This is a genomic window from Bradyrhizobium sp. AT1, from assembly GCF_001590795.1.
Lineage (GTDB): Bacteria > Pseudomonadota > Alphaproteobacteria > Rhizobiales > Xanthobacteraceae > Bradyrhizobium.
On sequence record NZ_JXDL01000001.1, the window covers coordinates 6,384,077 to 6,410,036 of the forward strand.

Annotated in this window: 29 protein-coding genes and 1 pseudogene; all 30 read left to right on the plus strand. The window is 65.4% G+C overall.

Annotated elements, in window-relative coordinates; translation table 11 throughout:
- Positions 1 to 8 precede the first annotated feature (8 nt).
- A complete protein-coding gene (flhB, locus tag SE92_RS29605; RefSeq protein ID WP_063201470.1) occupies positions 9 to 1,094 on the plus strand; it encodes a flagellar biosynthesis protein FlhB in 1,086 nt (361 codons plus the stop codon).
- Positions 1,095 to 1,158: 64 nt separating this feature from the next.
- Positions 1,159 to 1,560: a flagellar basal body rod protein FlgB gene (gene flgB, locus SE92_RS29610; protein WP_063201472.1), complete on the plus strand. Its 402-nt coding sequence runs from the start codon at positions 1,159 to 1,161 to the stop codon at positions 1,558 to 1,560.
- An 11-nt stretch (positions 1,561 to 1,571) separates the two neighbouring features.
- Entirely contained in the window at positions 1,572 to 1,988 is a 417-nt protein-coding gene (gene flgC, locus SE92_RS29615) for a flagellar basal body rod protein FlgC (RefSeq protein ID WP_063201475.1), read from the plus strand.
- Positions 1,989 to 1,990: 2 nt separating this feature from the next.
- The gene (gene fliE / locus SE92_RS29620) at positions 1,991 to 2,320 is read left to right on the plus strand and encodes a flagellar hook-basal body complex protein FliE (RefSeq protein WP_063201478.1); all 330 of its coding nucleotides are present in this window, start codon (positions 1,991 to 1,993) and stop codon (positions 2,318 to 2,320) included.
- An 18-nt stretch (positions 2,321 to 2,338) separates the two neighbouring features.
- Entirely contained in the window at positions 2,339 to 3,127 is a 789-nt protein-coding gene (gene flgG / locus SE92_RS29625; protein WP_063201481.1) for a flagellar basal-body rod protein FlgG, read from the plus strand.
- Positions 3,128 to 3,164: 37 nt separating this feature from the next.
- Positions 3,165 to 3,617: a flagellar basal body P-ring formation chaperone FlgA gene (gene flgA, locus SE92_RS29630; protein WP_063203836.1), complete on the plus strand. Its 453-nt coding sequence runs from the start codon at positions 3,165 to 3,167 to the stop codon at positions 3,615 to 3,617.
- Positions 3,614 to 4,744, plus strand: coding sequence for a flagellar basal body P-ring protein FlgI (flgI, locus tag SE92_RS29635; RefSeq protein WP_063201484.1), 1,131 nt, complete (start codon positions 3,614 to 3,616; stop codon positions 4,742 to 4,744). Before flgA ends, flgI begins: the two co-directional genes overlap by 4 nt.
- Before the next feature lie 67 nt (positions 4,745 to 4,811).
- Positions 4,812 to 5,579, plus strand: coding sequence for a MotE family protein (locus SE92_RS29640; RefSeq protein ID WP_063201487.1), 768 nt, complete (start codon positions 4,812 to 4,814; stop codon positions 5,577 to 5,579).
- Entirely contained in the window at positions 5,580 to 6,287 is a 708-nt protein-coding gene (gene flgH, locus SE92_RS29645; protein ID WP_063201490.1) for a flagellar basal body L-ring protein FlgH, read from the plus strand.
- Positions 6,288 to 6,326: 39 nt separating this feature from the next.
- Positions 6,327 to 6,770: a flagellar basal body-associated FliL family protein gene (locus SE92_RS29650; protein WP_063201492.1), complete on the plus strand. Its 444-nt coding sequence runs from the start codon at positions 6,327 to 6,329 to the stop codon at positions 6,768 to 6,770.
- Positions 6,767 to 7,507: a flagellar type III secretion system pore protein FliP gene (gene fliP, locus SE92_RS29655; protein ID WP_063201495.1), complete on the plus strand. Its 741-nt coding sequence runs from the start codon at positions 6,767 to 6,769 to the stop codon at positions 7,505 to 7,507. Before SE92_RS29650 ends, fliP begins: the two co-directional genes overlap by 4 nt.
- Before the next feature lie 264 nt (positions 7,508 to 7,771).
- Complete coding sequence (locus SE92_RS29660; RefSeq protein ID WP_063201497.1) at positions 7,772 to 8,677, plus strand: flagellin N-terminal helical domain-containing protein; 906 nt, start codon at positions 7,772 to 7,774, stop codon at positions 8,675 to 8,677.
- 256 nt (positions 8,678 to 8,933) lie between these two features.
- Complete coding sequence (locus tag SE92_RS29665; RefSeq protein WP_063201499.1) at positions 8,934 to 9,845, plus strand: flagellin N-terminal helical domain-containing protein; 912 nt, start codon at positions 8,934 to 8,936, stop codon at positions 9,843 to 9,845.
- A 304-nt stretch (positions 9,846 to 10,149) separates the two neighbouring features.
- Positions 10,150 to 11,775: a flagellar basal-body MS-ring/collar protein FliF gene (gene fliF / locus SE92_RS29670; RefSeq protein WP_063201501.1), complete on the plus strand. Its 1,626-nt coding sequence runs from the start codon at positions 10,150 to 10,152 to the stop codon at positions 11,773 to 11,775.
- A complete protein-coding gene (locus SE92_RS29675; protein WP_063201504.1) occupies positions 11,772 to 12,464 on the plus strand; it encodes a hypothetical protein in 693 nt (230 codons plus the stop codon). The genes fliF and SE92_RS29675 overlap by 4 nt, the downstream gene beginning before the upstream one ends.
- A gap of 6 nt (positions 12,465 to 12,470) precedes the next feature.
- The gene (locus SE92_RS29680; RefSeq protein WP_063201508.1) at positions 12,471 to 13,829 is read left to right on the plus strand and encodes a MotB family protein; all 1,359 of its coding nucleotides are present in this window, start codon (positions 12,471 to 12,473) and stop codon (positions 13,827 to 13,829) included.
- Entirely contained in the window at positions 13,826 to 14,998 is a 1,173-nt protein-coding gene (locus SE92_RS29685; protein ID WP_063201510.1) for a chemotaxis protein, read from the plus strand. Before SE92_RS29680 ends, SE92_RS29685 begins: the two co-directional genes overlap by 4 nt.
- A complete protein-coding gene (fliK, locus tag SE92_RS29690; protein WP_063201513.1) occupies positions 14,995 to 16,341 on the plus strand; it encodes a flagellar hook-length control protein FliK in 1,347 nt (448 codons plus the stop codon). The genes SE92_RS29685 and fliK overlap by 4 nt, the downstream gene beginning before the upstream one ends.
- Positions 16,292 to 16,873, plus strand: a complete 582-nt coding sequence (locus SE92_RS29695) for a transglycosylase SLT domain-containing protein (RefSeq protein WP_063201515.1) — start codon at positions 16,292 to 16,294, stop codon at positions 16,871 to 16,873. The genes fliK and SE92_RS29695 overlap by 50 nt, the downstream gene beginning before the upstream one ends.
- A 120-nt stretch (positions 16,874 to 16,993) precedes the next feature.
- Positions 16,994 to 18,223: a flagellar hook protein FlgE gene (locus SE92_RS29700; protein ID WP_063201517.1), complete on the plus strand. Its 1,230-nt coding sequence runs from the start codon at positions 16,994 to 16,996 to the stop codon at positions 18,221 to 18,223.
- A 34-nt stretch (positions 18,224 to 18,257) separates the two neighbouring features.
- The gene (gene flgK / locus SE92_RS29705) at positions 18,258 to 19,736 is read left to right on the plus strand and encodes a flagellar hook-associated protein FlgK (protein ID WP_063201520.1); all 1,479 of its coding nucleotides are present in this window, start codon (positions 18,258 to 18,260) and stop codon (positions 19,734 to 19,736) included.
- Between the two features lie 3 nt (positions 19,737 to 19,739).
- Complete coding sequence (locus SE92_RS29710) at positions 19,740 to 20,798, plus strand: flagellar hook-associated family protein (protein ID WP_063201523.1); 1,059 nt, start codon at positions 19,740 to 19,742, stop codon at positions 20,796 to 20,798.
- 56 nt (positions 20,799 to 20,854) lie between these two features.
- The gene (gene flaF, locus SE92_RS29715; RefSeq protein ID WP_063201526.1) at positions 20,855 to 21,199 is read left to right on the plus strand and encodes a flagellar biosynthesis regulator FlaF; all 345 of its coding nucleotides are present in this window, start codon (positions 20,855 to 20,857) and stop codon (positions 21,197 to 21,199) included.
- Positions 21,199 to 21,609 (plus strand): flagellar biosynthesis repressor FlbT, encoded by a 411-nt coding sequence (gene flbT / locus SE92_RS29720; protein WP_063201529.1) that lies wholly within the window; start codon positions 21,199 to 21,201, stop codon positions 21,607 to 21,609. The genes flaF and flbT overlap by 1 nt, the downstream gene beginning before the upstream one ends.
- A 14-nt stretch (positions 21,610 to 21,623) precedes the next feature.
- Complete coding sequence (gene flgD, locus SE92_RS29725; RefSeq protein ID WP_063201532.1) at positions 21,624 to 22,043, plus strand: flagellar hook assembly protein FlgD; 420 nt, start codon at positions 21,624 to 21,626, stop codon at positions 22,041 to 22,043.
- Positions 22,040 to 22,306 (plus strand): flagellar biosynthesis protein FliQ, encoded by a 267-nt coding sequence (gene fliQ / locus SE92_RS29730; protein WP_061020746.1) that lies wholly within the window; start codon positions 22,040 to 22,042, stop codon positions 22,304 to 22,306. The genes flgD and fliQ overlap by 4 nt, the downstream gene beginning before the upstream one ends.
- Before the next feature lie 78 nt (positions 22,307 to 22,384).
- The gene (gene flhA / locus SE92_RS29735) at positions 22,385 to 24,466 is read left to right on the plus strand and encodes a flagellar biosynthesis protein FlhA (protein ID WP_063201535.1); all 2,082 of its coding nucleotides are present in this window, start codon (positions 22,385 to 22,387) and stop codon (positions 24,464 to 24,466) included.
- Positions 24,463 to 25,215 carry a flagellar biosynthesis protein FliR gene (gene fliR, locus SE92_RS29740; protein WP_063201538.1) on the plus strand — a complete coding sequence of 251 codons (753 nt, stop codon included), beginning with the start codon at positions 24,463 to 24,465 and terminating at the stop codon, positions 25,213 to 25,215. The genes flhA and fliR overlap by 4 nt, the downstream gene beginning before the upstream one ends.
- A 6-nt stretch (positions 25,216 to 25,221) precedes the next feature.
- On the plus strand, positions 25,222 to 25,641 hold the full coding sequence (locus tag SE92_RS29745) for a hypothetical protein (protein WP_063201541.1): 420 nt from the start codon (positions 25,222 to 25,224) through the stop codon (positions 25,639 to 25,641).
- Positions 25,638 to 25,960: pseudogene (locus SE92_RS29750) on the plus strand (rod-binding protein); the annotation flags it as partial. The gene SE92_RS29745 and the pseudogene SE92_RS29750, both read left to right, overlap by 4 nt.

Below are 25,960 nucleotides of genomic sequence, written 5' to 3' on the forward strand. Positions count from 1 at the left end.
GAACGGGCATGGCAGAATCATCCGATCAGGAGAGCAAGACAGAAGAGCCGACCGAGAAGAAAGTCCGTGATGCGCTCGAACAGGGCAAGATCCCGGTCTCTCGGGAGGCCTCCATTTTTGCCTCGATGGCCGCGCTGCTGGTCATTCAGGCGTTCCTGATCGGTCAGGGCGTGCAGCAATTGACGCCGATGTTGACGAGCCTGCTGGACGATCCCGAAGGCTTTCCGCTTTCGACCGGTGCGGACGCGCAGAACCTGCTCACCGTGGTCGGCCTCCAGGCGCTGCGCTTCCTGACGCCGCTGGTCGTCATCCTCATGGTGTTCGGGCTTGCGTCCTCGCTGCTGCAGAACGCGCCGCGCCTGGTGCTGGAGCGCATCAAGCCGGACCTGTCGCGGATCTCCCCGATCGGCGGCTGGAGCCGGCTGTTCGGAACGCAGGGGCTCGTCGAGTTCGCCAAATCGCTGTTCAAGCTCGCCGCGGTGACCTCCGTGGTCGTCTTCGTCTTGCGCGCGTCGGAGGCGAGGGCGTTCGAGGCGATGTACACCGATCCCGTCGCGCTGCCGGAGATGATCCTCAACATCGCGATGCGGATCGTCTCGGCGATCTGCATCGCGACCATCGTTCTGGTGGCAATCGATCTCGCCTGGGCGCGCTTTCATTGGCGGCGCGAGCTGCGCATGACCAAGCAGGAGATCAAGGACGAGCACAAGCAGGCCGAGGGCGATCCGCTGGTCAAGGCGCGCCTGCGCTCGCTGGCACGCGATCGCTCACGGCAGCGCATGATCGCGTCCGTGCCGCGCGCGACGCTGGTGATCGCCAACCCCACGCACTTCGCCATCGCGCTGCGTTACAACCGCGAGGAAAACCCCGCGCCGCTGGTCGTGGCCAAGGGTATGGACGTGATCGCGCTGAAGATCCGCGAGGTCGCCGAGCAGAACCGAATTCCCGTCATCGAGAACAGGGCGCTGGCGCGCGCGCTCTACGAGGCGGTCCAGGTCGATCAGGTGATTCCGGCGGAGTTTTTCCGGCCCGTCGCCGAGATCATCTACTTCCTGCAGTCGAAGCAGGCGCCGCGCACCGAGAAGGTCCAGTAGATTTCCGAGGACGACGTCCGGCCCAACAGCTTGACGAAAGCTTAACGCCCTAGGCTTCTCCCGAATGGACCAGAACGGGGCTGTCGTGGGACCGCTTTATCTCTTCGAACTCGCATCGTCGCAGGCGCGCTACCTCGAGCTCCGCCAGTCGACCATCGCCACCAACGTCGCCAACGCCAACACGCCCGGCTTCAGGGCGCGTGACGTCGAGCCCTTCAACAAGGTGCTCGACGGCATGCCGGTGCGGCTCGCCACGACGTCGCCGTCGCACATGCAGCTGGCCGCAGCCGAGACCGACACGCGCGCGACCGCGAAGAAGGACAGCTGGGAAGTGGTTCACTCCGGCAACTCCGTCAGCCTCGAGCAGGAAATGATCAAGGGTAGCGACGTCAATCGCGACTATTCGATGAATTCGGCGATCGTGCGGTCGTTCCACCGCATGGTCCTGGCCGGTGCCAAGGCCTGAGGTGAACTGACATGCTGGACTCACTGAGCGCATCACTGACGGTCGCGAGCTCCGGGCTCGAAGCGCAATCGACGCGCATGCGCATCGTCTCGGAAAACCTCGCCAACGCGACCTCGACCGGACGCGCCGCCGGCGCCGATCCCTATCAGCGCAAGACCATCACCTTCGATGCCGCGATGGACCGCGCCTCGGGCTCGCAACTCGCGAAAGTCAAGGAGATCGGCGTCGACACCACGCCGTACCGTGTCGAGTACGATCCCGGACATCCCGCCGCCGACAAGGCCGGCTATGTCAAGCTGCCGAACGTCAACATGATGATCGAGATGGCGGACATGCGCGAAGTCAACCGGTCCTATGAAGCCAATCTCCAGGTCGTGAAACAGGTCAGGTCGATGCTCGGCATGACCATCGACCTCTTAAGGAGCTGACAATGCTTGAGGCGATTTCATCCACGGCGATCTCCGCAGGACAAGCGGCATCGCGCGCGACCGAGACGCAGGCGATCTCGCCTGCGGCAACGACGGCAGTCCAGTCCTCGGACGATGTCGGCTTCGATTCTGTCATGAAGCAGGTGACGAGCGATGCGATCGGGACGCTGAAGGCCGGCGAAGCGGCGTCGATCTCGGCGATGCAAGGCAAGGAATCGACGCGGCGCGTCGTTGAGGCGCTGATGTCGGCCGAGCAGGCCCTGCAGACGGCGGTCGCGGTTCGCGACAAGGTCGTGCAAGCCTACCAAGAAGTCGTGCGGATGTCGATTTGATCTGAAGGGGTGGAATAAGTGAAATCGCTCGCCATTGCGGCCACGGGCATGAACGCCCAGCAGACCAACATCGAAGTCATCGCGAACAATATCGCCAACATCAACTCGACGTCGTACAAGCGGGCGCGCGCGGAATTCACCGATCTGTTCTACCAGATGGACCGCATGCAGGGCGTCGCGAACGTCAATGGTTCGTCGCCGATCCCCGAAGGCGCCAATCTCGGTCTCGGCGTCAAGTCGGCGGCGATCCGCAAGCTGCACATCCAGGGCGCGCTCACGCAAACCGGCAATCCCTACGACATGGCGATCAACGGCCGCGGCTGGTTTCAGGTGCTCGGCCCGAACAACGAGGTGCAATACACCCGCGCCGGCTCGTTCAACACCAACGCCAACGGCCAGCTCGTCACGATCGACGGCTATCTTCTGGATCCCGCGATCACGGTGCCGCAGGGCACGGTCGAGGTCACGGTCAATGCGACCGGCCAGGTGTTCGCCAAGCTGGACACGGAAGTGAACCCGCGGCAGATCGGCCAGCTCAACCTCGCCAACTTCGCCAACGAAGCGGGCCTCGAGCCGCTGGGCGGCAACCTCTACAAGGAGACCACGGCGTCGGGCACGCCGGTCGTCGGCCTGCCGGGCGATTCCGGATACGGCAAGATCAACCAGAAATATCTCGAAGCCTCGAACGTCGACCCGGTCAAGGAAATCACCGAGTTGATCTCGGCGCAGCGCGCTTACGAAATGAACGCCAAGGTCATCCAGGCCTCGGACGAAATGGCCCAGACCGTCTCGAAGGGCATGCGCTAGTTCCGGTGTCTCGATGTTGAACTGGGTGGGCCTGATCATGCGCGGGTTGGCCGCCGTGCTGTTGATTCTGGCTTCGGCACGGCTCGCCGTGGCCGAGGAGAAACGGCTTCCCGTGCCGGCGGTTTCGATCCGCGCCGGCGAGCTGATCCGCGACGACATGATCACCGAGCGCGCCTTCGCGCCGAGCCTGCTCGGCGTTGCCATGTTCATCGAAGGGCGCCAGGTCCTGGTCGGCCGCATGGCGCGGCGCGCGCTGTTGCCGGGCCAGCCCATCCCCAGCAATGCGGTGGAGGATCCCTGGACCGTCGCCCGCGGCGCCCAGGTCAAGGTCGTGGTGGAAGACAGCGGCTTGTCCATCGTCACCTACGGCGCGGCGATGCAATCGGGCGCGGCCGGCGCGCTCATCCCGGTGCGCAATACCGATACCGGCGTCATCATCAGGGGCATCGTCCAGCCGGACGGCACCGTCAAGGTCGTGGACGGGTCATGACCAGGATCCTGCTTGCGTTCGTCCTGCTGCTGTCCGCCGCCAGCGCCCATGCCGCCGTCCGTATCAAGGACATCGCGGACATCAAGGGCTTGCGCGAAAACCAGATCGTCGGCTACGGCCTCGTCATCGGCCTGAACGGCACAGGCGACACGCTTCGCAACGCGCCCTTCACGGAGCAGTCCCTGCAATCGATGCTCGAGAACATGGGCATCAACGTCAGGAACGAGACCACGAGCACCAACAATCCGCCGCGTCCGACCACGCTGCGCACGCGCAACGTCGCGGCCGTGATGGTGACTGCGGACCTCACGCCCTCGATCGGGCCCGGCGAGCGCATGGACGTCACGGTGTCCTCGCTCGGCGATGCGACGTCGCTGCTCGGCGGCACGCTGGTCATGACGTCGTTGCGCGCGGCGGACGGCGCCGTCTACGCGGTGGCGCAGGGCGCGATCATGGTCGCCGGTTACAGCGTCGGAGGCCAGGCCCAGAACGTCAGCCAGGGAACGCCGACTGCTGGACGCATCCCGAACGGTGCGCTGGTCGAGCGCGAGGTGAAGGGAAGTCTCCACGAGATGGAGTACCTGGTGTTGCAGCTGAAGAACCCGGACTTCGTCACCGCGACGCGCATCCTCGACGCCATCAACCGCTTCGCCGGCGGACGCTACCGGGCGCAGATCGCCTTCGAGCGGGATTACCGCACCATCGTGCTGTCGAAGCCGCGCCACATCGGTCCGGTCCGCTTCCTGGCCGAGATCGGCGAGCTGACGGTCGAGCCGGACACGCCGGCGCGGGTGGTGATCAACGAACGGACGGGCACGGTGGTGATCGGGCGAGACGTTCGGATATCGACGGTCGCCGTGACGCACGGCAATCTGACGGTCCGTGTCACGGAGATGCCCGTGGTGTCGCAGCCGGCGCCGTTTTCGCGGGGCCAGACCGTGGTGGTGCCCCAGACCGTGGTCGAGGCCAACGAAGCCGGATCACAGGTGGCGATCCTCAGCGGCGTCGATCTGCAGCGCCTGGTGCGCGGACTGAACCAGATCGGGCTCAAGCCCTCGGGCATCATCGCGATCCTTCAGGCGATCAAGACGGCCGGTGCGCTCCAGGCCGATGTCATCGTGCAATGATGCATAAGCGTCGTGCAAGCTTGGTCGCTCAATGCTCAGGTCTCGACCGAGAATCGCACGCGGCCCGATGTTGAAGCTGGATCACAAAGCCAAATTTCTCCTGCTGGTCGCGGCGTCGGTGCTCGCGAGCACCTCGCATGTGCTCGCCCTGGACGAAGCCAAGCCGTCGAAGCCGCTCAACCTGCTCTCCTTCGCGCGCGCCCGCGCATCCGGACCACAGAAGCCGCAGCCGGTCACGGCGATGCCCGGCGACAATGCCTCGATGCGGGCGACCGCATGGGCGGCCGAGGATTCCGGACCCGCGACCACCGGTGCGGTGCCCGAGACGCCTGCGCCGGCGGCTGCGCCCGCACCCACGCCCGCACGCCCGGCCAAGCCTGCCAGCGTCACGGTGCCGCCGAAGCCTGCGCCGCCGCAGGCCGCGGTGCCCGCGGACAACGAGGTCGCCCTGTTTTGCAGCAATGTTGCCGATCCCGCCGTCGATGCGAGGCTGGCCTGGCAGCTCAAGGAACTGGAGAAGGCCGAGAGCCTGCTCCGCGAGCGGATCGCCGAGGTCGAGGCCAAGCGCGCGGAATATGAAAGGTGGATGGCGCTGCGCGACGACTTCCTGAAGAAGGCCGAAGCGAGCGTCGTCGAGATCTATTCGCGCATGAAGCCCGACGCCGCGGCGACCCAGATCGCCGGCATGGCCGACGAGACCGCCGCCGCCGTGCTTGCCAAGCTCAGCCCGAGGAGCTCGAGCGCGATCTTCAACGAGATGGATACGGCACGCGCGGCGCACCTCGCCGACCTCCTGGGCGGCATGCGCCGTGTGGACGACGGAAAGACCAAATAGATGAAGAACCCGATCCTCATCCTCCCGCTCGTCCTGGCATCCGCGCTACTGTCCGGCTGCATGCACGATCCGGCCGAAGTGCTGACCGGCCCGCAGATGTCGCCGGTCGGCAGCGGCCTCCGGACCCAGGCCGATCCGATCCCGGTGACGCCGCGCATGCGCACGCCCGTCAGCTATCGCTCGACCTGGGACGACGGCACCGATCTCTACCGCGATCCGCGCGCCCGGCGCACCGGCGACGTCGTGACGGTGATCATCTCGATGCAGGACAAGGCCAAGCTCGACAACAAGACCGGACGCTCGCGCGATTCGCAGGTCAAGTTCGGGCTCGACTGGCTGATGGACGTCGCTGGATGGCAGGACAAGGGCTCCACCAACGCCAACCTCAGCACCAACACCCAGATCAAGGGCAACGGCCAGATCGACCGCACCGAAGATATCAAGCTCTCGATCGCCGCCATCGTCACCGACGTGCTGCCGAACGGCAACATGATGATCAGCGGCTCGCAGGAATTTCGCGTCAACACCGAGATGCGCGTGCTCAATGTCGGCGGCATCGTGCGCCCGCGCGACATCTCGCGCACCAACACGATTTCCTACGAGAAGATCGCCGAGGCGCGCGTCTCCTATGGCGGTCGCGGAAATCTGTCCGACGTGCAGCAGCCTGGATGGGGACATCGGATCTATGACGCCGTGGCACCATTCTGAGATCCGCGCCGGCAAGGCCGCGCGAGGGCAGGGGACGTCATGCGCCTGATTGCGGCCATCGTGGTGCTGACCCTCGTCGCGATCGGCGCAGGCGCGCTGGCCGGCCTGCATCTGTTTGCGACCGCCGAGCGCGTTGCCGACGCGAAGAAGAGCGCGACCCCGCCGCCGCTTGCGTCGAGCTACGCCGGCAGCGCGCGCCTGCGGAAATTGTCCCCGATCGTGACCAATCTCGCCGCGCCCGCCAACAATTGGGCCCGCATCGAGGCCTCCATGGTGACCGATAGCATGAACGACGAGGAGGCCGGCATCCTGGCCGCGCACATCAGCGAGGACATCGTCACTTACCTGCGATCGGCCTCGGTCGCGCAGTTCGAGGGATCGCGCGGGCTCCAGCATCTGCGCGACGACCTGACCGAGCGCGCCAACATCCGCTCGTCCGGCAAGGTCCGCGAATTGATCATTGAGACGTTGGTGATTCAGTGAGAGTGAAAGCCCTGCTGCTCGCTTTGATCCTGGTGGTGCTGCCCGAAGTGGCGCTCGCCCAGATCCCGGACCTCAACTCGCTGCTGCCGCCCGGCAACGGCTCGACCAGCGGCCGGATCATCCAGCTGATGGCCCTGATCACGGTGCTGTCGGTGGCGCCGGGACTGCTCATCATGGTGACGAGCTTCACGCGATTTGCGGTGGCGCTGTCGTTCCTGCGCGCCGGGCTCGGCCTGCAGACCACGCCGGCCAATCTTGTCATGATCAGCCTCGCGCTGTTCATGACCTTCTACGTGATGGCGCCGACCTTCGACCGCGCCTGGGAGACCGGCGTCCAGCCGCTGATGAAGAACGAGATCTCGGAAGAGCAGGCCTATCTGAAGATCACCGATCCGTTCCGCGAGTTCATGCTGGCCCATGTCCGGGACAAGGATCTGCAGACCTTCGAGTCGCTCGCCGCGGAGAGCTTCCGCAAGAAGTTCGACGACAAGCGGGTCGATCTGCGCGTCATCATCCCGGCCTTCATGATCTCCGAGCTGAGGCGTTCGTTCGAAATCGGATTCCTCATCATCCTGCCATTCCTGGTGATCGACATGATCGTGGCGACGCTGACCATGTCGATGGGCATGATGATGATGCCGCCGACGATCCTGGCGCTGCCGTTCAAGATGCTGTTCTTCGTGCTGATCGACGGCTGGAATCTGCTCGCCTCCGGTCTGGTGCGCTCGTTCTCGTAAAGGGAGGCGCCGCGGAGTGCCCTGTCATGGTTAGCGAAAAGTACCGCCTTATGGTTAGCGGTGGGTAATATTAACCATCTGATATTGCTGAAGAATTCAAGCCGATCTTAATCCGGAAGCAAGATTCGGCGTGTTAGCAACGCGTCACGGCGGGTTGGACCCCACCCACAGCAGTCCAAAGGCATGATGCCGCCCCTCCGTACCGGTGCAAGTCCGGTATGTCCCCTGATGAAAATGTAACGCGTACATAAAGGGACATTCGCAATGTCAAGCCTGCTCACGAACTCGTCCGCCATGACCGCGCTCCAGACCTTGCGGTCTGTCAGCTCGCAACTCTCCACCACGCAGAGCCGGATCTCCACCGGTCAGCGCGTGGCCACGGCCGCGGACAACGCCGCCTACTGGTCGATCGCGACCTCGATGCGCGCCGACAACGCCGCGCTCTCCGCCGTCTCCGACTCGCTCGGTCTGTCGGCCGCGACCGTCGACACCGAGTACACCGCTCTGAACAAGGTGCTCGGCGACAGCAACTCCGGCCTGACCAAGCTCCAGTCGCTGCTGGTCGAAGCCAAGACCGCCGGTATCGATCGCACCAAGATCCAGTCGGAAATCACCCAGATTCAGCAGGACATGAAGAACGTCGCCAGCGCGGCGACCTTCAACGGCGTCAACTGGCTGAGCACGAATGCCTCCACGCCGACCACCGTCAACCTGGTGTCGTCGTTCTCGCGCGTCGGCTCCACGCCGACCACCAGCTCGATCACCGTGACCGTTGCCAACTACTCGCTCTACACTTCGTCCACGAGCGGCATCCTCGACACGGTGAGCGGCAGCGCGTCGGTCGACAGCCTCAACATCGGTGCGCTGACCGACTCGGCGGCCGACCAGACCATTCTCGACGGTTACATCGCGAAGGTCACCGCCGCGATCGGCACGGTGTCTTCCGGTGCCGCCAACCTCGGCGCGATCAAGAACCGTATCTCGAACAACTCGGAATTCGTGAAGTCGCTGATGGACTCGGTTGATCGCGGTATCGGCCAGCTCGTCGACGCCGACATGAACCAGGAGTCCACCCGCCTGGCGGCTCTCCAGGTCCAGCAGCAGCTCGGCGTTCAGGCGCTCTCGATCGCCAACAACAACAGCCAGAGCATCCTGTCGCTGTTCCGCTAAGTTCTCGACAGTCTGCGGAGGGCCGCGCTTCTCGCGAAGCGCGGCCCTTTCGTTTGCCGCGCACGATTCCGGCTGCCCTGTTGCAGAGCAATCACAGCGCCACAAGCCCCGCACAAGCTTCGCTGGCTAGTCTGGCCGTTACGACGGGTTGGGTTCACGCGCATTTTGCGCAAACCCAAAGGCATGATGCCGCCCTGTCGTACCGGTGCAAGTCCGGTATGTCCCCATTCAATCTGTATTCAAAGGGACATCAAAGATGGCTTCCAGCCTGCTTACCAACTCCGCTGCAATGACTGCGCTCCAGACCCTCCGGAATGTCAGCGCCAGCCTGCAGACCACCGAAAACCGCATCTCCACCGGCCAGCGCGTTGCGACCGCGTCGGACAACTCGGCCTATTGGTCGATCGCGACCTCGATGCGCGCCGACAACGCCGCGCTCTCCGCCGTCTCCGACTCGCTCGGTCTGTCGGCCGCGACCGTCGACACCGAATACACCGCTCTGAACAAGGTCATCGGCGACCAGAACTCCGGCCTGACCAAGCTGCAGGCGCTGCTGGTCGAAGCCAAGACCGCCGGCATCGACCGCACCAAGATCCAGGCTGAAATCACCCAGATCCAGCAGGACATGAAGAACGTCGCCAACGCGGCGACCTTCAACGGCGTCAACTGGCTCAGCACCAACGCCTCCACGCCGACCACCGTCAACCTGGTGTCGTCGTTCTCGCGCGTCGGCGGCACGCCGACGATCAACACCATCACGGTCACGGTTGCCAACTACTCGCTCTATACGTCCTCCACGAGCGGCATCCTCGACACGGTGAGCGGCACCGCGTCGATCGACAGCCTCAACATCGGTGCGCTGACCGACTCGGCCGCCCACCAGACCATCATCGACGGCTACATCGCGCAGGTCACCACGGCGATCAACACGGTCAGCCAGTCGGCCGCCAACCTCGGCGCCATCAAGAACCGCATCTCGAACAACACGGAATTCGTGAAGTCGCTGATGGACTCGGTGGATCGCGGTATCGGCCAGCTCGTCGACGCCGACATGAACGCGGAATCGACCCGGCTCCAGGCGCTGCAGACCCAGCAGCAGCTCGGCGTTCAGGCGCTCTCGATCGCCAACCAGAACAGCCAGAGCATCCTGTCGCTGTTCCGCGGCTAAGCGGCGCTTTCGAAAACGGCCGTGCTCCCTTATGGGAGCACGGTCCCCGCCGTGACCGGCGGACGTGACGGCACATGACGTGCCCGCAATCGACCCGACGCCAGATTTCACACGGCACGCCGCAACCGACCGCACCATGATGCGCCCGGGGCTTTCCGCGCGTTGCCGCCGGCTGATTGCCTCCGCCAGCTTCTTGTAAAATTGCAACGCCGTGCCCGCGAACCGGCACGATCGTAGCCTCGCGCAACCTTCAGACAAGGTTGGCAGCGGAGTGTCGTCTCCGTTCGCTTTGGTACGAGGTCATATGCTCAGTCGTGCGCAGATACAGCAACTGCTCAACAATCTGCTGGAGCTTGGGCCGCGGCGCCTGATGGCCTTGGGATTGATCGGCTTTGCCGTTCTCGTCACCGTCGTCGGCGGCGCGTATTATCTCAGCCGTCCCGAGTTCGAGACGCTTTATACCGGCCTGACCCGCGAGGACGTGACGCGCATGGGCGCGGCGCTGCGCGAGCAGAACATCACCTTCGACGTCAATACGGCCGGCGACGCGCTCTCGGTGCGCCCGAGCCAGACCATGCAAGCGCGGATGCTGCTCGCCGAGAAGGGGCTGCCGACCAGCGCCAATTCCGGCTACGAGCTGTTCGACAAGATCGGCTCGCTCGGCCTGACCTCGTTCATGCAGGAGGTCACCAAGCTGCGGGCGCTGGAAGGCGAGATCGCGCGCACGGTGCAACTGATGAAGGGCGTCAAGGCGGCGCGGGTGCATATCGTGCTGCCGGTGCGCGGCTCGTTCCGCGCGACGCAGCAGTCGCCATCGGCCTCGGTCGTGCTGCGCACCGACGGTGCGATCGAGGCGCGCACGGCGCAGTCGATCCGTCATCTCGTCGCCGCCGCCATTCCCGGTATGAGCCGCGACAAGGTGACGGTGCTGGACGCCGACGGCTCGATGCTGCTCGCCGAAGAGGACGAGGCCAGCGCCGCCCCGACCAAGATGGCGAGCCTGCAGAAGACGGTCGGCGGCATGGTGCAGGAGAACATCCGCAAGGCCCTGACGCCGTATCTCGGCCTCGATAATTTCGAGGTCAGCGTCTCGCCGCAGCTCTCCACCGACAAGAAGCAGATCAACGAGACCGTGTACGATCCGGAGAGCCGCGCCGAGCGCTCGGTGCGCAACGTGCGCGAGAAGGAATCGTCGCAGAACGCCGACCGTTCGACGCCGACGACGGTGCAGCAGAACCTTCCCGACCAGCAGGTCAACGCCGGCGGCGGCAAGAACTCCAGCGAGGACAAGACCCGCCGCGAGGACGTCACCAATTTCGAGGTCTCGTCCAAGACCACGACGACGGTGAGCGATGGCTATTCGGTGAAGAAACTCTTCATCGCCGTCCTGGTCAATCGCGCGCGGCTGGTCGCCGATCTCGGCGACAAGAGCAACCAGGCCATCGTCGACAGCAAGCTCGCCGAAATCAGCCAGCTCGCGGCGACGGCCGGCGGGCTGGACAAGACGCGCGGCGACCAGATTCAGGTGACGGCCGTCGACTTCATCGAGGGCTCGCGCGAGCTGGCGCCGGTGCCTCCGATCAGCTTCGTCGAGATGATCAACAAGCAACTGGGCAGCGTCATCAACGCGGTGACGATCCTGGCCGTTGCGTCGATGCTGGTCTGGTTCGGATTGCGCCCGGCCGTCAATGGCATCCTGACCCATCGCGCGGAGCAGGAGCAGGCCGAGGCTGCCGAGGTCGCGGAGATCGAAGCTGCCGCAGCCCTGGCGCTGGCCGAGAATCAGGATCCCGAACTCAATCTCGTCGAAGACCTCGAAGGCAAGATGCAGCGAACGCCGCAGAAGCGGCTGGAGCAGATCGTGCGGCTCGACCAGGCGCAGGCGGCAGCGATCCTTAAAGACTGGATGCGACGCGAGGAGGCGGCATGAACGCGGCAATCGGAAAGTTCCTGACGCAGTTCGACGCGAACGGCCGGGCCAAGGCGCCACCGCCTCCGCCGCCCCGGATCCAGGACGTGCTGACCAGGCCGAAGGAGGTCGTGCGCGAGCCACAGCCGCAGCTTCAGGTCCAGCCTCAGCCGCAGCCCCAGTCGCCGCCTTCGGCGCCGAAGGCGGAAGCCCCGCCGGCCAATCTGCTGGAGGATGCCTACCGGCGCGGCCAGGCGGCCGGCGTCGCGGAAGGCGATGCCAAGCTCGCCGAGGAGCGCGTCCGAAGCGCGATCCGGCTCGGCGAGGAGCGCGCCAAATGGTCCGACCAGCAGGCGGTCGCGATCGTCAGCGGCTTCGAGGCGGCTTGCCGCGAGATCGAGACCAACATCGCAAGCTCGGTTGCGCGGATCCTGCTGCCGTTCCTCGCTGACGCGGTCCGCGACAAGGCGATCGGATCGCTGGTGGAGCAGATCGCGGCGCTGACCGGCAATTCGTCGGCGCCGGCGTTCAAGGTCACCGGCCCCAGCGAGCTGCTCGACCTCGTCAAGACACAGCTCGAGACGTCGAGGCGGATCGGCATCGAATACGAGGCGGCCGAGTCTCTCGAGGTTCGCGTCGTGGCCGATCAGACCGTGATCGAGACGCAGATCACGGCCTGGAGTGAACGACTGAAGCAGGCGCGCCGGTAGTCCGCCATGGAAGAGGTCAAGCATGAGCTCGTGATCGTCCGCCGCCGCAGCGCCTTCGCCGAGGAGGCGCATCACGGCGGCGTCTGGAAGATCGCCTATGCGGACTTCATGACGGCGATGATGGCGTTCTTCCTGGTGATGTGGCTGATCAACGCCCTCAACCAGGACCAGAAGCAAGTGGTCGCGAGCTATTTCAACCCGATCAAGCTCGCGGAGAATGCACCTGCTCCGAAGGGCCTGAAGGATCTGTCCAAGAAGGAGCCGACGACATTCGAAGGCCAGGACGGCAGGCGTCAGCCGGCCGGTCCGAGCGAAGAGCGTCGCGGCGATTCCCCGACGGCCGAGAAGCCGCCCTTCTATGAGGAGAAGGTGCTGTTCCGCGATCCCTATGCGACGCTCGCCGAGATCGCGAGCAGCGCCAACCAGGCCTCGGGCCAGCGGCGCGCCGGCGCGCTGACGTCGGCCGAAGAGGATGGCCTCAAGGGCGGCGACGCCTACCGCGATCCGTTCGATCCCGGCTATTGGAAGCTGGCCCCGCAAGCGTCCAAGGACGCCGATCGCTTGATCGAGAGCGAGACCAAGCCGAATGTCTCCGCGCGCGACAGCGCCCCCGCCACAAGTCAGAACGAGCCGCAGGCGCGTCGTGCCAAGGCGGACGATGCCGGCGGAAGCGTCGCTCAGAGCGCGGACGCCTCGTCCGCAAACCTGTCACCACTGCTGCCCCCGGCGCCCGCGCCGGCGCAATCGTCCCGCGAGGGCGCCCAAGCCACTGCCCAAGCCACTGCTCAAGCCACTGCTCAAGCTACTGCTCAAGCCTCCGTTCAAGCCAACGCCGCCGCGCAGGCGCGTCAGGGCGATGCGGCGAAGGAGAGCGAGCCGCGCGATGCCGCGCAAACCCAGCAGCCGACCGTCAAGCAGCTTCAATCCGCGATCGCGGACGCGCTGTCGGACATCAAGGCCGGCGCAGGACCGGCGGCCGAGGTGCGCCAGGTCGAGGAAGGTCTCCTGATCAGCCTGACCGACGATGCGAGCTTCGGCATGTTCGCGGTCGGTTCGGCCGAGCCGCGGCCCGAACTCATCCGCGTGATCGACAAGATCGGGCCGCTGCTGACGAAACGCCAAGGCATGATCATCGTCCGCGGCCATACCGACAACAGGCCGTATCGTTCGGAGACTTACGACAATTGGCGGTTGTCGACCGCGCGTGCCCAGATGGCCTATTACATGCTGGTCCGCTCCGGCGTCGATGCGCAGCGGATCGAGCATGTCGAAGGTTACGCCGACCGGCGGCCGAAGCTTCCGAACGATCCCGCTGCCGCGCAGAATCGCCGGATCGAGATCCTGATCCGTGAGAAGCGCCCTTGATCAGGCCGCTGCTCCGCATCGCCGTGCTGCTGCTGCCGTTCACGGCGGCGAACGTGCTTGCCCAGCCCGCGCGGCAGCCGGGCGAGCCTTATGAGCTCGTCCGCGCGCTGCAGGCAGTGCAGGATGGCATCGCCAACGGCGACACCGCCGCGCATGGCAGCCACGTCGCGCTGATCCGGCAGATCGGAGAAAAGTTTCTCGCCGCCGATCCCGCCGTGTGGAGCAATCCGCAGAACGGCCAGGCCGTGGTCATCTATCTGCTCAGCGGCGGCGCGCCGCAAATCGTCCGCAAGCTGCCGCGCGACAAGATGAACGTCGACGAACACCTGTTCAACGGTGCGCTCGCCTATGTCGAGGGTCGCCAGGAGGAGGCGCGGGAGCAGCTCAAGGACGTCAAGCCGCGAACGCTTCCCTCGGGCCTCGGCGGGCAGGTCGCGCTGGTCCAGGGCGCGCTGTTCGCGCGCGCCGAGGCATCGTTCGCGATCGAGCGCCTGGACGATGCGCGCCTGCTGCTGCCCGGTACGCTGGTGGAAGAAGCGGCGCTGCGGCGTGAGATCCTGCTGGTGGGGCAGGCGGAGGATTTCGACAAGTTCGAGTTCCTGACGCTGGCCTATCTCCGCCATTACCGCAACTCGGTCTATGCCGGCGATTTCTGGCAGCGCTTCTCCACGGGCCTGACGCAATCGAGCCTGGCGCTCGACGGGCGCCGCTTTGCGCGGATCGCTGCCCTGCTGGAGCAGATCGATCGCGCCAGCCGCCTCAAGCTCTATCTCGTGATCGCGCGCGCGGCGATGCTGCGCGGACAGCTGTCCGTGACGCGGCTCGCCGGCGAGCGGGCGCTGACGCTCAGCGCCGATGCCTCCACCGAGCGCGAACGGGCGCATTTCTTTCGCGGCGTCTCGCGCGCGCTCACCGACGAATATGACGGCGGTCTCGCCGAGCTGAAGGCGATCGACCGGTCGAAACTGCCCGAGCGCGACGTCCCGCTGCTGAATGCCACGGTGCAGCTTGCGCTCGACATCCGCAAGCCGCTCCCGGGCGGCACCACCGCCGCCAAGCCGCCGGCAACGCCGGCGCGTCTCGATCTGGCGTCATCGACCGTGACGCTGGCGCGCGCGCAGAAGCAGCTCGGCGAACTCGAACTCCTCACCAGGGACCGCCGTCCATGACCAAGCTCACTGGAACCTCCGGACAGCTTTTCTCGGGCCTCGCCGAGAGCCTCAACATGCGCGGGACGTCGCGCTCGGCGAAAGGCGCCGGAGCCAAATCGCATCCGAGCTCATCGTTCAACGATCTGCTTCACACCGTCTCGAACCTCGCCAAGCAGGCCCTGAGCGATGAGGGCAGCGAGACGACCGCGAAGGCCGCAACGCTGCGCCCGCGTCTGGCCCACCCGGCCGAGACCGAGAAGCCGAAAAGCGCGGCGGCGCACGGGCGCGTCGCGACGTCGGAGCATTCGAAGTCGAGCGAAGAGTCGTCCAACAAGAAGACCGATAAGGCATCTGAGAAGCAGCGCCCGGCCGATCATGCCGCTAAGTCGGATGTTCAGGCCTCAACGAACACGGTCGTGGTGATCGGGCAGGAGATCGCAGCCGCGCCTGTCGTGAAGCCGCATCTGCAATTGCAGTCCGCCGACAAGGATGCGCCCGCGCGCGAGGAGCGGTCGTCCGGGAAGCGCGAGGTTCAAAGCACGGCGAAGGCCGCGGCAACGGCCGACACCGCCCCATCCGATGATGCTCCGGCTGCCGCGCACCCGCGCGCGGCGGCTTCGCAGGGTTCGCAGGCGCCGCAATCCTTGCCTGCACAGGACAGCGAGCGGTCGGGCGCAATGCCCGCGACGTCAGGCTTCGAAGAGGTCGCGGCCAATGTCGAGCGCGCCGCCAAGGCTTCGGGGCGTGATGCGCTGCCCGAGACGACCAAGGTCACCGTGGTCCAGCAGGAGACCCATCTTCCGCCCGCGCAGTTCAACGCTCCGCAACAAGTCGCCAATGCGGTCGTCGCCGAGCTGAAGGAGACGGCAAGCCCTGCGGCGGCCGCAGCACCCGATCTCGCGGCGTCCCAGACCAATGCTCCGGACCAGCCGCTCAAGATCCTGACCATCAATCTCGAGCCTCCCGCGCTCGGCAACGTCACCGTGCGCCTTCGCCTGGTCGGCACCGAAGTGTCCATCAACCTCGCGGCCGAGCGCAAGGACACCAGCCAGATGCTGGACCAGCAGCGCGACCAGATCCGCGATCTCATGCAGTCGGCGGGTTACGTCGCAGACGTCGCGCCCGTGCAGCACGGTTCGCTCGACGGATTCCAGAGCGGCTCCGGCCAGTCGCAGCCGCAGCTCTCTAGCCAGCAACAGCCTTCGTCGCAATCGCAGGGAACGTTCGGCGGCGCCGGCTCGTCGTCGGGACGGTCCGAGAGCGACGGCAGACAGGCCCGGCAGGAGCGCCAGTCCAACCAGGAGACGCGTCATGATCAGGAATTGGGCCAGCAGAACCGCCGCGGCCCTGTTTATCTGTAGCGCCGGCAGCGCGGCAGCGGCGACCGACAACGCTCGCCCCTGCGAGCGCGAGATGGCGCGTGCGGCCCAGCAGCACGGAATTCCACTCGGCATTCTCTATGCGGTCGGCCTCACCGAGACCGGACGGCGCGGCGCGCTGCATCCTTTCGCGCTCGGCGCCGACGGCCAGACCGTGTTCGCCAAGGACATGAACGATGCGATGGCGAATTTCGAGGCGATGCGGGCCAGGGGGATCAAGCTGATCGACCTCGGCTGCATGCAGATCAACCATTACTATCACGGCGACAAGTTCGCCTCGGTGCGCGCGATGTTCGACCCCGCCAGAAACGTCGACTACGCTGCGCGCTTCCTGAAAGAGCTGAAGCAGCGCGAGGGCAGCTGGACCATGGCGGTCGCGCGCTACAATGCCGGCCCCAACAACCAGCCGGCGCAGAAGCGCTATGTCTGCCACATCGTCACTCATCTCGTCTCGAGCGGCTTCGGCGCGTGGACCGACAAGGCGCGCTCGCTCTGTCAGCCGAAGGCAACCTGACATGACGAGCTGAAGCAACGACGGGCGCGACCACGACAAGTTGTGTATCGCTGCCAATCATCAGCCCCGCGCAAGCAAGAACCCCCATTGTAGCTGCAACCTACCAAAGGAGCCCCCTTCATGAGCCTGTATGGTGTTATGCGCACCGGCGTTTCCGGAATGAACGCGCAGTCCAACAAGCTGTCGACGGTCTCGGACAACATCGCCAACGTCAACACGACCGGCTACAAGCGGGCTTCCACCGAATTCTCCTCGCTGATCCTGAAGAGCGGCTCCGGCAATTACGATTCCGGCGCGGTCGAGACCACGGTCCGCTACGCCATCTCCGACGCCGGCAATTACCACTTCACGACGTCGACGACGGATCTTGCGGTCCAGGGCAACGGCTTCTTCGTGGTGCAGGACGCGAACGGAAACAACTTCCTCACCCGCGCCGGCGCGTTCGTGCCCGACAACACCGGCAACCTCGTCAACACCGCCGGCTTCCAGCTGATGGGCTACAACATCGCGAACGGCGCCGTGCCCACCGTCGCCGCCAACGGTTTTGGCGGTCTTCAGGTCATCAACGTCAACCAGATGGCGCTGCAGGCCGCGCCGTCGACCAAGGCGACCGTGGCCGCCAATCTCGATCCGAGCGCAACCGCGATCGCGGCGCCGGCAGGGCCCGCCAACTACACGTCGAAGACGTCGATGGTGACCTACGACAATATCGGCAATGCCGTGACGCTCGACGTCTACGCCGCCAAGACCGGCGCCAACACCTGGGACATCCAGGTCTATAACGGCGCGACTGCGCTGACGACGCCCGGCCCCACGACCACCTTTACCTTCGACGTCACCGCGGCCGGCAAGGGCAAGCTCGCCGCGGCGAGCCCAACCTCGCTGTCGGTCGCGATCCCCGGCGGCTCCGCAGCTTTCAACATCGATATGTCGGCGATGACCCAGGTCGCGGCCGCCTTCGACTTCAAGGCGACGGTCGACGGCAACGCTCCGTCCGCCGTGGAGAAGGTGAACATCGACGAGAAGGGCATCGTCACCGCCGTGCTCAAGAACGGCACCACGCTGCCGAGCTTCCAGATCGCGCTCGCCACCGTGCCGAGCCCGGACCATCTGACGCCCGAGGTCGGCAACGTCTATTCTCCCAACCTGGAGTCCGGAAACGTGCAGGTCGGCCTCGCCGGCCAGGGCGGTCTCGGCACCGTCAAGTCAGGCGCGCTGGAAGATTCCAACGTCGATCTCGCGGACGAGCTGACTTCGATGATCGAGGCTCAGCGCGGCTTCACCGCGAACTCGAAATCGTTCCAGACCGGCGCCGACCTGCTGGACGTCGTCGTCAACCTGAAGCGCTGAACCCTTCAGCGCTCGTTCCGGGCAAGGGCACGTCATGTCCATTACCGCCGCTCTCAACTCCGCCCGCTCCTCGCTCATGGCGTCGGGCATCCAGTCGGCGACGATCTCGCGCAACATCGCCGGGGCCAGCGCTCCCGGCTATTCGCGCAAGCTCACGATGCTGGACAATTTTCCCGGCGCCGGCGTCTATGTCGCGGCGATCCAGCGCGCGGCCTCGTCCGGCCTCTACAGCAACGTCCTGACCGCGACCTCGTCGTCCGCCAAGCAGAGCGTGATCTATGACGGTCTGCAGAAGATCGCGACCGCGACCGTCGACGATCCCGAGCTCGAGCAGTCGCCCACCGCACAGCTCACCAAGCTGAAGCAGGCGCTGCAGCAATACGCCAACTCCACCGACAACGCGACGCTGGCGCAGGCCGCCGTGACCTCCGCCAAGGACATGGTGACCGCGCTCAACCAGGCCACCAGGACGGTACAGTCGGTCCGCGAGGGCGCGGACGCCGACATGGCGACGTCGGTCGCCAACATCAACCAGCTCCTGACCCAGTTCCAGACCGTCAACACCGCGATCGTGAAGGGCACGATCACCGGCGACGACGTCACCGACTATCTCGACCAGCGCGACAGCATCGTCTCGAAGCTGTCGCAGGACCTCGGCGTCACCATGTCGCTCCGGACCAATGGCGATGCGGCGCTCTACACCGACAGCGGCGTCGTGCTGTTCGACAAGACCGCGCGCACCGTGAGCTTCGCGCCGACCAACGCCTACACCGCCGGCACCACGGGCAATGCGGTCTTCATCGACGGCGTGCCGGTGACCGGCGCCAATTCCGTCATGCCGCTCAAGTCCGGCAAGCTCGCCGGCCTCGCTCAGCTGCGCGACCAGGACACTGTGACGTATCAGAGCCAGCTCGACGAGATCGCGCGCGGCCTGATCGATGCTTTCAAGGAAAGCGATCAATCGCCGGTCCCCACGCTGGCCGACAGGCCCGGTCTGTTCACCTATCCCGGGGCGCCCGCGATGCCCGCGAGCGCCACGATCTCGGTCGGCCTCGCCGGCATGATCTCGGTTGCCGCGTCGGTCGATCCGGCCGCGGGCGGAAACCCGAACCTGCTGCGCGACGGCGCGATCAGCGGCGTTGCCGCGTATAATTACAACACGACCGGCAATGCCGGCTTCTCGACGCGGCTCCAGCAGCTCATCGACAACATGAACGCGCCGCAGCCGTTCGACGTCACGGCGCAAGGCAAGCCGAGCGGCAGCGTGGTCGAGTTCGCCTCGTCTTCGGCGAGCTGGATCGAAAGCCATCGCAAGGCCGCCGACGACAGCGTCCAGTACCAGAACACGCTGCTCGACCGCAGCACCGCGGCGCTGTCCAACGTCGCCGGCGTCAACATGGACGACGAGATGTCGCTGATGCTCCAGGTCGAGCGCACCTATTCGGCCTCGTCGAAGATCATCTCGACCGTCGATCAGATGTTGCAGAGCCTGCTGGCTGCCGTGGGGAATTAAGTCATGATGAGCGCCAACTACATCTCGACCCTGATGCTGTCGTCGTCGTTGAGGTCGTCGATCACGAACAACCAGGCCGCGCTGACCAAGGCCTCGAAGGAGGCGACCACCGGCCGTTTCGCCGATGTCGGCCTCGAGCTCGGGACGGGAACGGGCCGCGACCTGGCGCTGCGGGCCGATTTCAACTTCGCCGATCAACTGGTCGACACCAACGAGCTGGTTTCGGGGCGCCTCGACGTGACCCAGAACCGCATCACGCAGCTCGGCACGACCGCCTCGGAATTCCTCAAGAACCTGATCGCGGCACGCGATGCCGACAGCGGTGCGAAGATCATCCTGCCGAGCGCGTCCGCCAACCTTCAGGACCTCATCGGCGCGCTCAATGTCTCCTATAACGGGGCGTATCTGTTCGGCGGCATCAATACGCAGACCGTGCCGGTCGCAAACTATGTGGCCGGTTCGACCAGCAAGAATGCCCTCGACGCGGATTTCGCGGCGATCCCGCCCACGGGCTTCGGCTTCCCGCAATCCTCGGCCAGCGTGAGCACGATCACGCCGGCGCAGATGCAGACCTTCCTGAACAACACCCTCGATCCCGAGTTCGCAAGCCCGGCCTGGAACACCAATTGGTCGACGGCCACGGACCAGACGCTGTCGAGCCGCATCTCCACGACCGAGGTCGTCGACAGCTCGGTCAGCGCCAACCAGCCCGGCTTCCGCAAGCTGGCCGAGGCCTACACCATGCTCACGGACCTCGGCAACACCAGCCTCAGCAAGGACACGTTCCAGGTCGTGGTCGACAAGGCCATCAGTCTCGTCAGCGGCGCGATCAACGACCTCGCCGTGCTCGGCGGTACCGTCGGCTCGATCCAGCAGCGGGTCACCGGCGCAACCGAGAAGCTGAAGATCCAGAAGGACATCCTCAACAACCAGATCGTCAAGCTGGAGGCGGTCGATCCGACCGAGGCCTCGGTCCGCGTCAACACCTTGCAGACGCAGATCAAGACGGCGCTCGCGCTGACCTCGCAGCTCCAGCAGATCAGCCTCATCAACTATCTCTAAAGTCGGGGCTCGCAACCTTTGTCCTGTTATTCGGTCTCCTGCGCAGAGTGGTTCTGATGACGTTTGAAGCCTATGAAGCGGTGGTCGACGAGAGTGGTTACGAGGCGCGCGGCCGCGAGCGGCAGGCGCTCAGCCTCGGCATCGACCGGCTCGAACGGCTCCAGAGGGGGCGCTTCAGCCTCGAGGATCTGGTCGAGAGCCTGCTCTATGTGCGGCGGCTGTGGACCATCTTCATCGAGGATCTCTCGCACCCGGAAAACGGCCTGCCGGAGAAGCTGCGCGCCGACATCATCTCGATCGGCCTGTGGGTCGTCAAGGAAGCCGACCGTCTTCGCGAAGAGAGGTCGAACGACGTGATGCAGCTGATCGAAATCAACCGCCTGATCCGAGACGCTCTTTGATGAAAGTCTCCTTGCGGGCGGGCGAACGGATCTACATCAACGGCGCGGTGCTTCGCGTGGACCGCAAGGTCTCCGTCGAGCTCGTCAATGACGTGATGTTCCTGCTCGAAGGGCAGGTCATGCAGGCCTCCGACGCCACCACGGCGCTGCGGCAGCTCTATTTCATCGTCCAGCTCATGCTGATGAACCCGACCGACATCCGCGATGCCGCGGCGCTCTACGCGCAGCATCACGCCGCCCTGTGTGCCGTGTGCGAGAGCCGCGAGATGCTGGACGGGCTTGGCGCGGTCGACGAGCTGGTCGAGGCGACCCGTTACTTCGAGGCGCTCAAGCGGATCCGGGCTCTGTTCCCGGTGGAGCAGGCCATCCTGGCCGGCGCCGCCACCATTTCCCCCGTCGAAGCTGCCTGACAGCGGAGAGACACATGAACGTCACCAGCGCGACCGACACGACCGGCAAGTCCAATTCGACCGACTCCCTGACGACAACGTCGAGCAACAGCGTCGACTACAATACGTTTCTTCAGCTCCTCATCGCCGAGATGAAGAACCAGGATCCGACCAATCCGATGGACACCTCGCAATATATGAGCCAGTTCGCCCAGCTTTCGACGGTCGAGCAGGCGATGCAGACCAATTCGAAGCTGGACGCGCTGCTGTCGTCGCAGTCGTTGTCGCAGGCCAACGGCCTGATCGGGAAAACCGTCAGCTTCACCGACTCCACCGGTGCCAGCTTCAGCGGCAAGGTCGTTTCGGTCGCCATCAACAGTGACGGCTCCATCGCCACCCTCCAGGACGGCACCAAGGTCGCCGTCGGGCCCGGGCTCACGATCAGCCAGTCATGAACGAGCGCGACGCTCTCGATATCGTCCAGGCGGCGATCTGGACCATCATCGTCGCCTCCGGGCCCGCGGTCGGCGCCGCGATGCTGGTCGGCACCGTCATCGCGCTGATCCAGGCGTTGACCCAGATCCAGGAGGTGACGCTGACCTTCGTCCCGAAGATCATCGTCATTCTCGTGGTCGTTGCCGTCTCCGGCTCCTTCATCGGCGCCCATCTCTCCACCTTCACCGAGATGGTCTATTCGCATATCGAACGCGGCTTCTGATCTCGGACAGGGCCCGCCACCACCCTCGCGTAAGCTTTGCGCGGCAGATTGCGAACCGGACCCTTCCGCCGGTGACCCATGGCCGATACGTTAGCTGCTAGCCTGCCCAGCCCGCGCCGCCTCGGGGCGGACGCCTTCTTCGCGGGCGGCATCGTGGCCATGCTCACGATCCTGTTCCTGCCGATTCCACCGATCCTGATCGATCTCGGCCTTGCGTTCTCGATCGCGCTGTCGGCCTTGATCCTGATGGTCGCGCTGTGGATCCAGCGACCGCTCGACTTCTCGGCGTTCCCGACCGTGCTGCTGATCGCGACGATCCTGCGCCTGGCGCTGAACATCGCGACGACGCGCCTCATTCTGTCGCGGGGCGGAGAGGGCGAACAGGCCGCCGGCCACGTCGTAGCCGGCTTCTCGAAGTTCGTGATGGGCGGCGACTTCGTCATCGGCCTGATCATCTTCGCCATCCTGGTCACGGTGAATTTCGTCGTGATCACCAAGGGTGCGACGCGTATCGCCGAAGTCGGCGCCCGCTTCACCCTGGACGCCATTCCCGGCAAGCAGATGGCGATCGACGCCGACCTGTCCGCCGGCCTGATCGACGACAAGGAAGCCCAGCGCCGCCGCCGCGAGCTCGAAGAAGAGAGCGCGTTCTTCGGTGCCATGGACGGTGCCTCGAAGTTCGTGCGGGGCGATGCCATCGCCGGTCTGCTCATCACCGCGATCAACATTTTCGGCGGCATCATCATCGGCGTCACCCATCACGGGCTGACTTTGTCGCGCGCCGCGGACGTCTACACCAAGCTCTCCGTCGGCGACGGTCTGGTGTCGCAGATGCCGGCGCTGATCGTGTCGCTGTCGGCGGGCCTTCTGGTCTCCAAGGGCGGTACGAGGGGATCGGCGGAGCAGGCGGTGCTGCGCCAGCTCGGCGGCTATCCGCGCGCGGTGTCCGCCGCCGCGCTGATGATGTTCGTGCTCGCCTTGATGCCGGGCCTGCCGATGGCGCCCTTCCTGCTGCTCGGCGGCGTCATGGCTTTCGTCGGTTATTCGCTGCCGAGGCGGCAGGCCGCCCGCGAGCGCAAGGAGGCGGCGCTCAAGGCCGACGAGCGTGCCCAGACCGATGCCAAGGAATCCGTCAAGGAGCAGCTCAAGACCGCCGAGATCGAGCTGGCGCTCGGCGGCCACCTCTCGGTCCATCTGCTGGGCTCGCGCAACGAGCTTGCGCACCGCGTCGCCAAGATCCGCAAGAAATTCGCCAAGCAGTACGGCTTCGTCGTTCCCGAGATCAAGCTGACCGACAATCTGTCGATCGACCCCAAGGGCTACCAGATCCGCATCCACGACACCCGCGTCGCCCATGGCGAGCTCAGGCTCGGCGAAGTGCTGGTGCTGGTCGACAAGGACGGCAAGCCCGACGTGCCCGGCGAAGAGGTGATCGAGCCCGCTTTCGGCATGAAGGCGCTGTGGGTGACGGAAGCCTTCACGGATGAAGTCAAACGGCAGGGCTGCAAGCCGGTCGACAATCTGTCGGTCCTGCTCACGCATTTGAGCGAAGTGATCAGGGCGAATCTCGCCCAGCTCCTGTCCTACAAGGACATGCGGGCCCTGCTCGACCGGCTCGATCCCGAGTACAAGCGCCTGGTCGAGGATCTCTGCCCGTCGCAGATCTCCTATTCCGGTTTGCTCGCGATCCTGAAGATCCTGCTGGCCGAGCGCGTCTCCATTCGCAATCTTCATCTGATCCTCGAGGCGATTGCCGAGATCGCGCCGCATGTGCGGCGCTCCGAGCAGGTCGCCGAGCACGTACGGACGCGGCTGGCCCAGCAGATCTGCGGCGACCTCTCCGACAACGGCGTGCTCAACGTCGTCCGTCTCGGCAACCGCTGGGACCTCGCGTTCCACCAGAGCTTGAAGCGCGACGCCAAGGGCGACGTCGTCGAGTTCGACGCCGATCCGCGCCTGATCGAGCAGTTCGCGACCGAAGCTAGCGCCGCGATCCGCAAGTTTACCGAGAGCGGCACCAGCGTGGTGCTGGCGGTGACTCCGGAAGCGCGCCCCTATGTCCGCATGATCCTGGAGCGGGTGTTCCCGACATTGCCGGTGCTGTCGCATGTCGAGGTCGCGCGCAGCGCGGAGATCAGGGCGCTCGGAGCCATATCGTGATCTCTGGCCTTGCCGACAGCGTGCTGGTGACGTTCATCGTGTTCTGCCGCATCGGCGCCTGCCTGATGCTGGTGCCCGGCTATTCCAGCGTCAACGTTCCGGCCCAGGTCCGCCTGTTCGTCGCGCTGGTCACGACGTTCGCGCTGGCGCCGATCCTGATCGCTGTGCTGAAACCTCTGACGGATAGCGCGGCGCCACTGACGCTGGCGCTCCTGATCTGCTCCGAGCTCCTGGTCGGCAGCGTCATCGGGCTCGGCGGGCGGGTGTTCTTCCTCGCGCTCCAGACCATGGCGACCGTGATGGCGAGCGCGATCGGCCTCAGCAACATCCCGGGGACGCCGGTCGCTGACAGCGATCCGGCGCCAGCGCTGGTTCCGCTGATCATGGTGTCCGTCACCACGCTGTTCTTCATGACCGACCAGCACTGGCAGGTGCTGCGCGGGCTGATGAATTCCTACGACGTCTGGCAGCCCGGCAGCAGGATCGGCGGCAGCATGGCGCTCGACCAGCTGGTCGGCCGGCTCTCGGAAGCCTTCGTGCTGACGCTGCGGATCACCAGCCCCTTCATCGTCTATTCCGTGATCGTCAACTTGGCGGTCGGCCTGATCAACAAGCTGACGCCGGCGATACCGGTCTATTTCATCTCGGTGCCCTTCGTGCTGTTCGGCGGCTTCCTGCTGCTCTATCTCACCAGCGACGAGCTGCTGACGCAATTCATGCTCGGCGTCTCGTCGTGGCTCGCGGGGTGACGGGTCATGGCCTCGCGCGCAGACAAGCTCGGCCGGATGGTCTCGCTCGTGAAGCTGCAGCTCCGGCTGTCCGAATGGCAGCTCGTGCAGTTGCGGCAGCAGGAGAGAGGCCTGCAGGACGAGCAGGAATGGCTGGTGGGTGCCCTCAACGATGGCAAGCCGCCGGCAGGCTCGTCGAGCGAATCGATCGCACGGCGCTTGAACCGGACCAGCGTCGGCGCGCGCGCGGTTCAGGCGCAGGCCGCGCAGCAGCTCGACCAGGTTCGCAGCGAGAACCGCCGCGTCAAGCAGCTCGAGGAGGTCGCGAAGGCGGCGCTCGCCGACAAGCTCCGCGACGCCGAGAAGCGCTCCCTCGAGGAGATGACGGGACAAAGCCCTGCCGTGCGCGCGTGGACGCCACCGCCAGCCAACCGGAACAAGACATGATCGTGACAGCGACGCCCGACCTCGTCCTCGACGTCCTCGAGGCCGCCGATCCCGTGACGCAGCGCGCGGCGACCGCGAAGCTCGATGCCCTGAAGTCCGCGGGCGCCGACTTCGCCGCTACGATGGATGCGGAGGTCGGCAAGGCTGCAACGGCGGCCGCCGAGCAGTCCGCGACGAAAGTGGCCGAGATGCCATCGGACGCGGTGAACGGCGCGCCGGTGCGGGTGATCAGGGCCCCGGCCTCCGGAGAGGTGTACCGGAAGTTCGAGGCTTTCATCCTCCAGACCTTCGTCGAGACGATGCTGCCGAAGGAATCGGA

What these genes read in the sequence shown, in the direction of transcription:
- flhB (WP_063201470.1), top strand. Translation starts at nt 9, where the DNA reads ATGGCAGAATCATCCGATCAGGAGAGCAAGACAGAAGAGCCGACCGAG.
- flgB (WP_063201472.1), top strand. Translation starts at nt 1,159, where the DNA reads ATGGACCAGAACGGGGCTGTCGTGGGACCGCTTTATCTCTTCGAACTC.
- flgC (WP_063201475.1), top strand. Translation starts at nt 1,572, where the DNA reads ATGCTGGACTCACTGAGCGCATCACTGACGGTCGCGAGCTCCGGGCTC.
- fliE (WP_063201478.1), top strand. Translation starts at nt 1,991, where the DNA reads ATGCTTGAGGCGATTTCATCCACGGCGATCTCCGCAGGACAAGCGGCA.
- flgA (WP_063203836.1), top strand. Translation starts at nt 3,165, where the DNA reads ATGCGCGGGTTGGCCGCCGTGCTGTTGATTCTGGCTTCGGCACGGCTC.
- flgI (WP_063201484.1), top strand. Translation starts at nt 3,614, where the DNA reads ATGACCAGGATCCTGCTTGCGTTCGTCCTGCTGCTGTCCGCCGCCAGC.
- SE92_RS29640 (WP_063201487.1), top strand. Translation starts at nt 4,812, where the DNA reads ATGTTGAAGCTGGATCACAAAGCCAAATTTCTCCTGCTGGTCGCGGCG.
- flgH (WP_063201490.1), top strand. Translation starts at nt 5,580, where the DNA reads ATGAAGAACCCGATCCTCATCCTCCCGCTCGTCCTGGCATCCGCGCTA.
- SE92_RS29650 (WP_063201492.1), top strand. Translation starts at nt 6,327, where the DNA reads ATGCGCCTGATTGCGGCCATCGTGGTGCTGACCCTCGTCGCGATCGGC.
- SE92_RS29660 (WP_063201497.1), top strand. Translation starts at nt 7,772, where the DNA reads ATGTCAAGCCTGCTCACGAACTCGTCCGCCATGACCGCGCTCCAGACC.
- SE92_RS29665 (WP_063201499.1), top strand. Translation starts at nt 8,934, where the DNA reads ATGGCTTCCAGCCTGCTTACCAACTCCGCTGCAATGACTGCGCTCCAG.
- fliF (WP_063201501.1), top strand. Translation starts at nt 10,150, where the DNA reads ATGCTCAGTCGTGCGCAGATACAGCAACTGCTCAACAATCTGCTGGAG.
- SE92_RS29675 (WP_063201504.1), top strand. Translation starts at nt 11,772, where the DNA reads ATGAACGCGGCAATCGGAAAGTTCCTGACGCAGTTCGACGCGAACGGC.
- SE92_RS29680 (WP_063201508.1), top strand. Translation starts at nt 12,471, where the DNA reads ATGGAAGAGGTCAAGCATGAGCTCGTGATCGTCCGCCGCCGCAGCGCC.
- fliK (WP_063201513.1), top strand. Translation starts at nt 14,995, where the DNA reads ATGACCAAGCTCACTGGAACCTCCGGACAGCTTTTCTCGGGCCTCGCC.
- SE92_RS29695 (WP_063201515.1), top strand. Translation starts at nt 16,292, where the DNA reads ATGATCAGGAATTGGGCCAGCAGAACCGCCGCGGCCCTGTTTATCTGT.
- SE92_RS29700 (WP_063201517.1), top strand. Translation starts at nt 16,994, where the DNA reads ATGAGCCTGTATGGTGTTATGCGCACCGGCGTTTCCGGAATGAACGCG.
- flgK (WP_063201520.1), top strand. Translation starts at nt 18,258, where the DNA reads ATGTCCATTACCGCCGCTCTCAACTCCGCCCGCTCCTCGCTCATGGCG.
- SE92_RS29710 (WP_063201523.1), top strand. Translation starts at nt 19,740, where the DNA reads ATGATGAGCGCCAACTACATCTCGACCCTGATGCTGTCGTCGTCGTTG.
- flaF (WP_063201526.1), top strand. Translation starts at nt 20,855, where the DNA reads ATGACGTTTGAAGCCTATGAAGCGGTGGTCGACGAGAGTGGTTACGAG.
- flbT (WP_063201529.1), top strand. Translation starts at nt 21,199, where the DNA reads ATGAAAGTCTCCTTGCGGGCGGGCGAACGGATCTACATCAACGGCGCG.
- flgD (WP_063201532.1), top strand. Translation starts at nt 21,624, where the DNA reads ATGAACGTCACCAGCGCGACCGACACGACCGGCAAGTCCAATTCGACC.
- fliQ (WP_061020746.1), top strand. Translation starts at nt 22,040, where the DNA reads ATGAACGAGCGCGACGCTCTCGATATCGTCCAGGCGGCGATCTGGACC.
- flhA (WP_063201535.1), top strand. Translation starts at nt 22,385, where the DNA reads ATGGCCGATACGTTAGCTGCTAGCCTGCCCAGCCCGCGCCGCCTCGGG.
- SE92_RS29745 (WP_063201541.1), top strand. Translation starts at nt 25,222, where the DNA reads ATGGCCTCGCGCGCAGACAAGCTCGGCCGGATGGTCTCGCTCGTGAAG.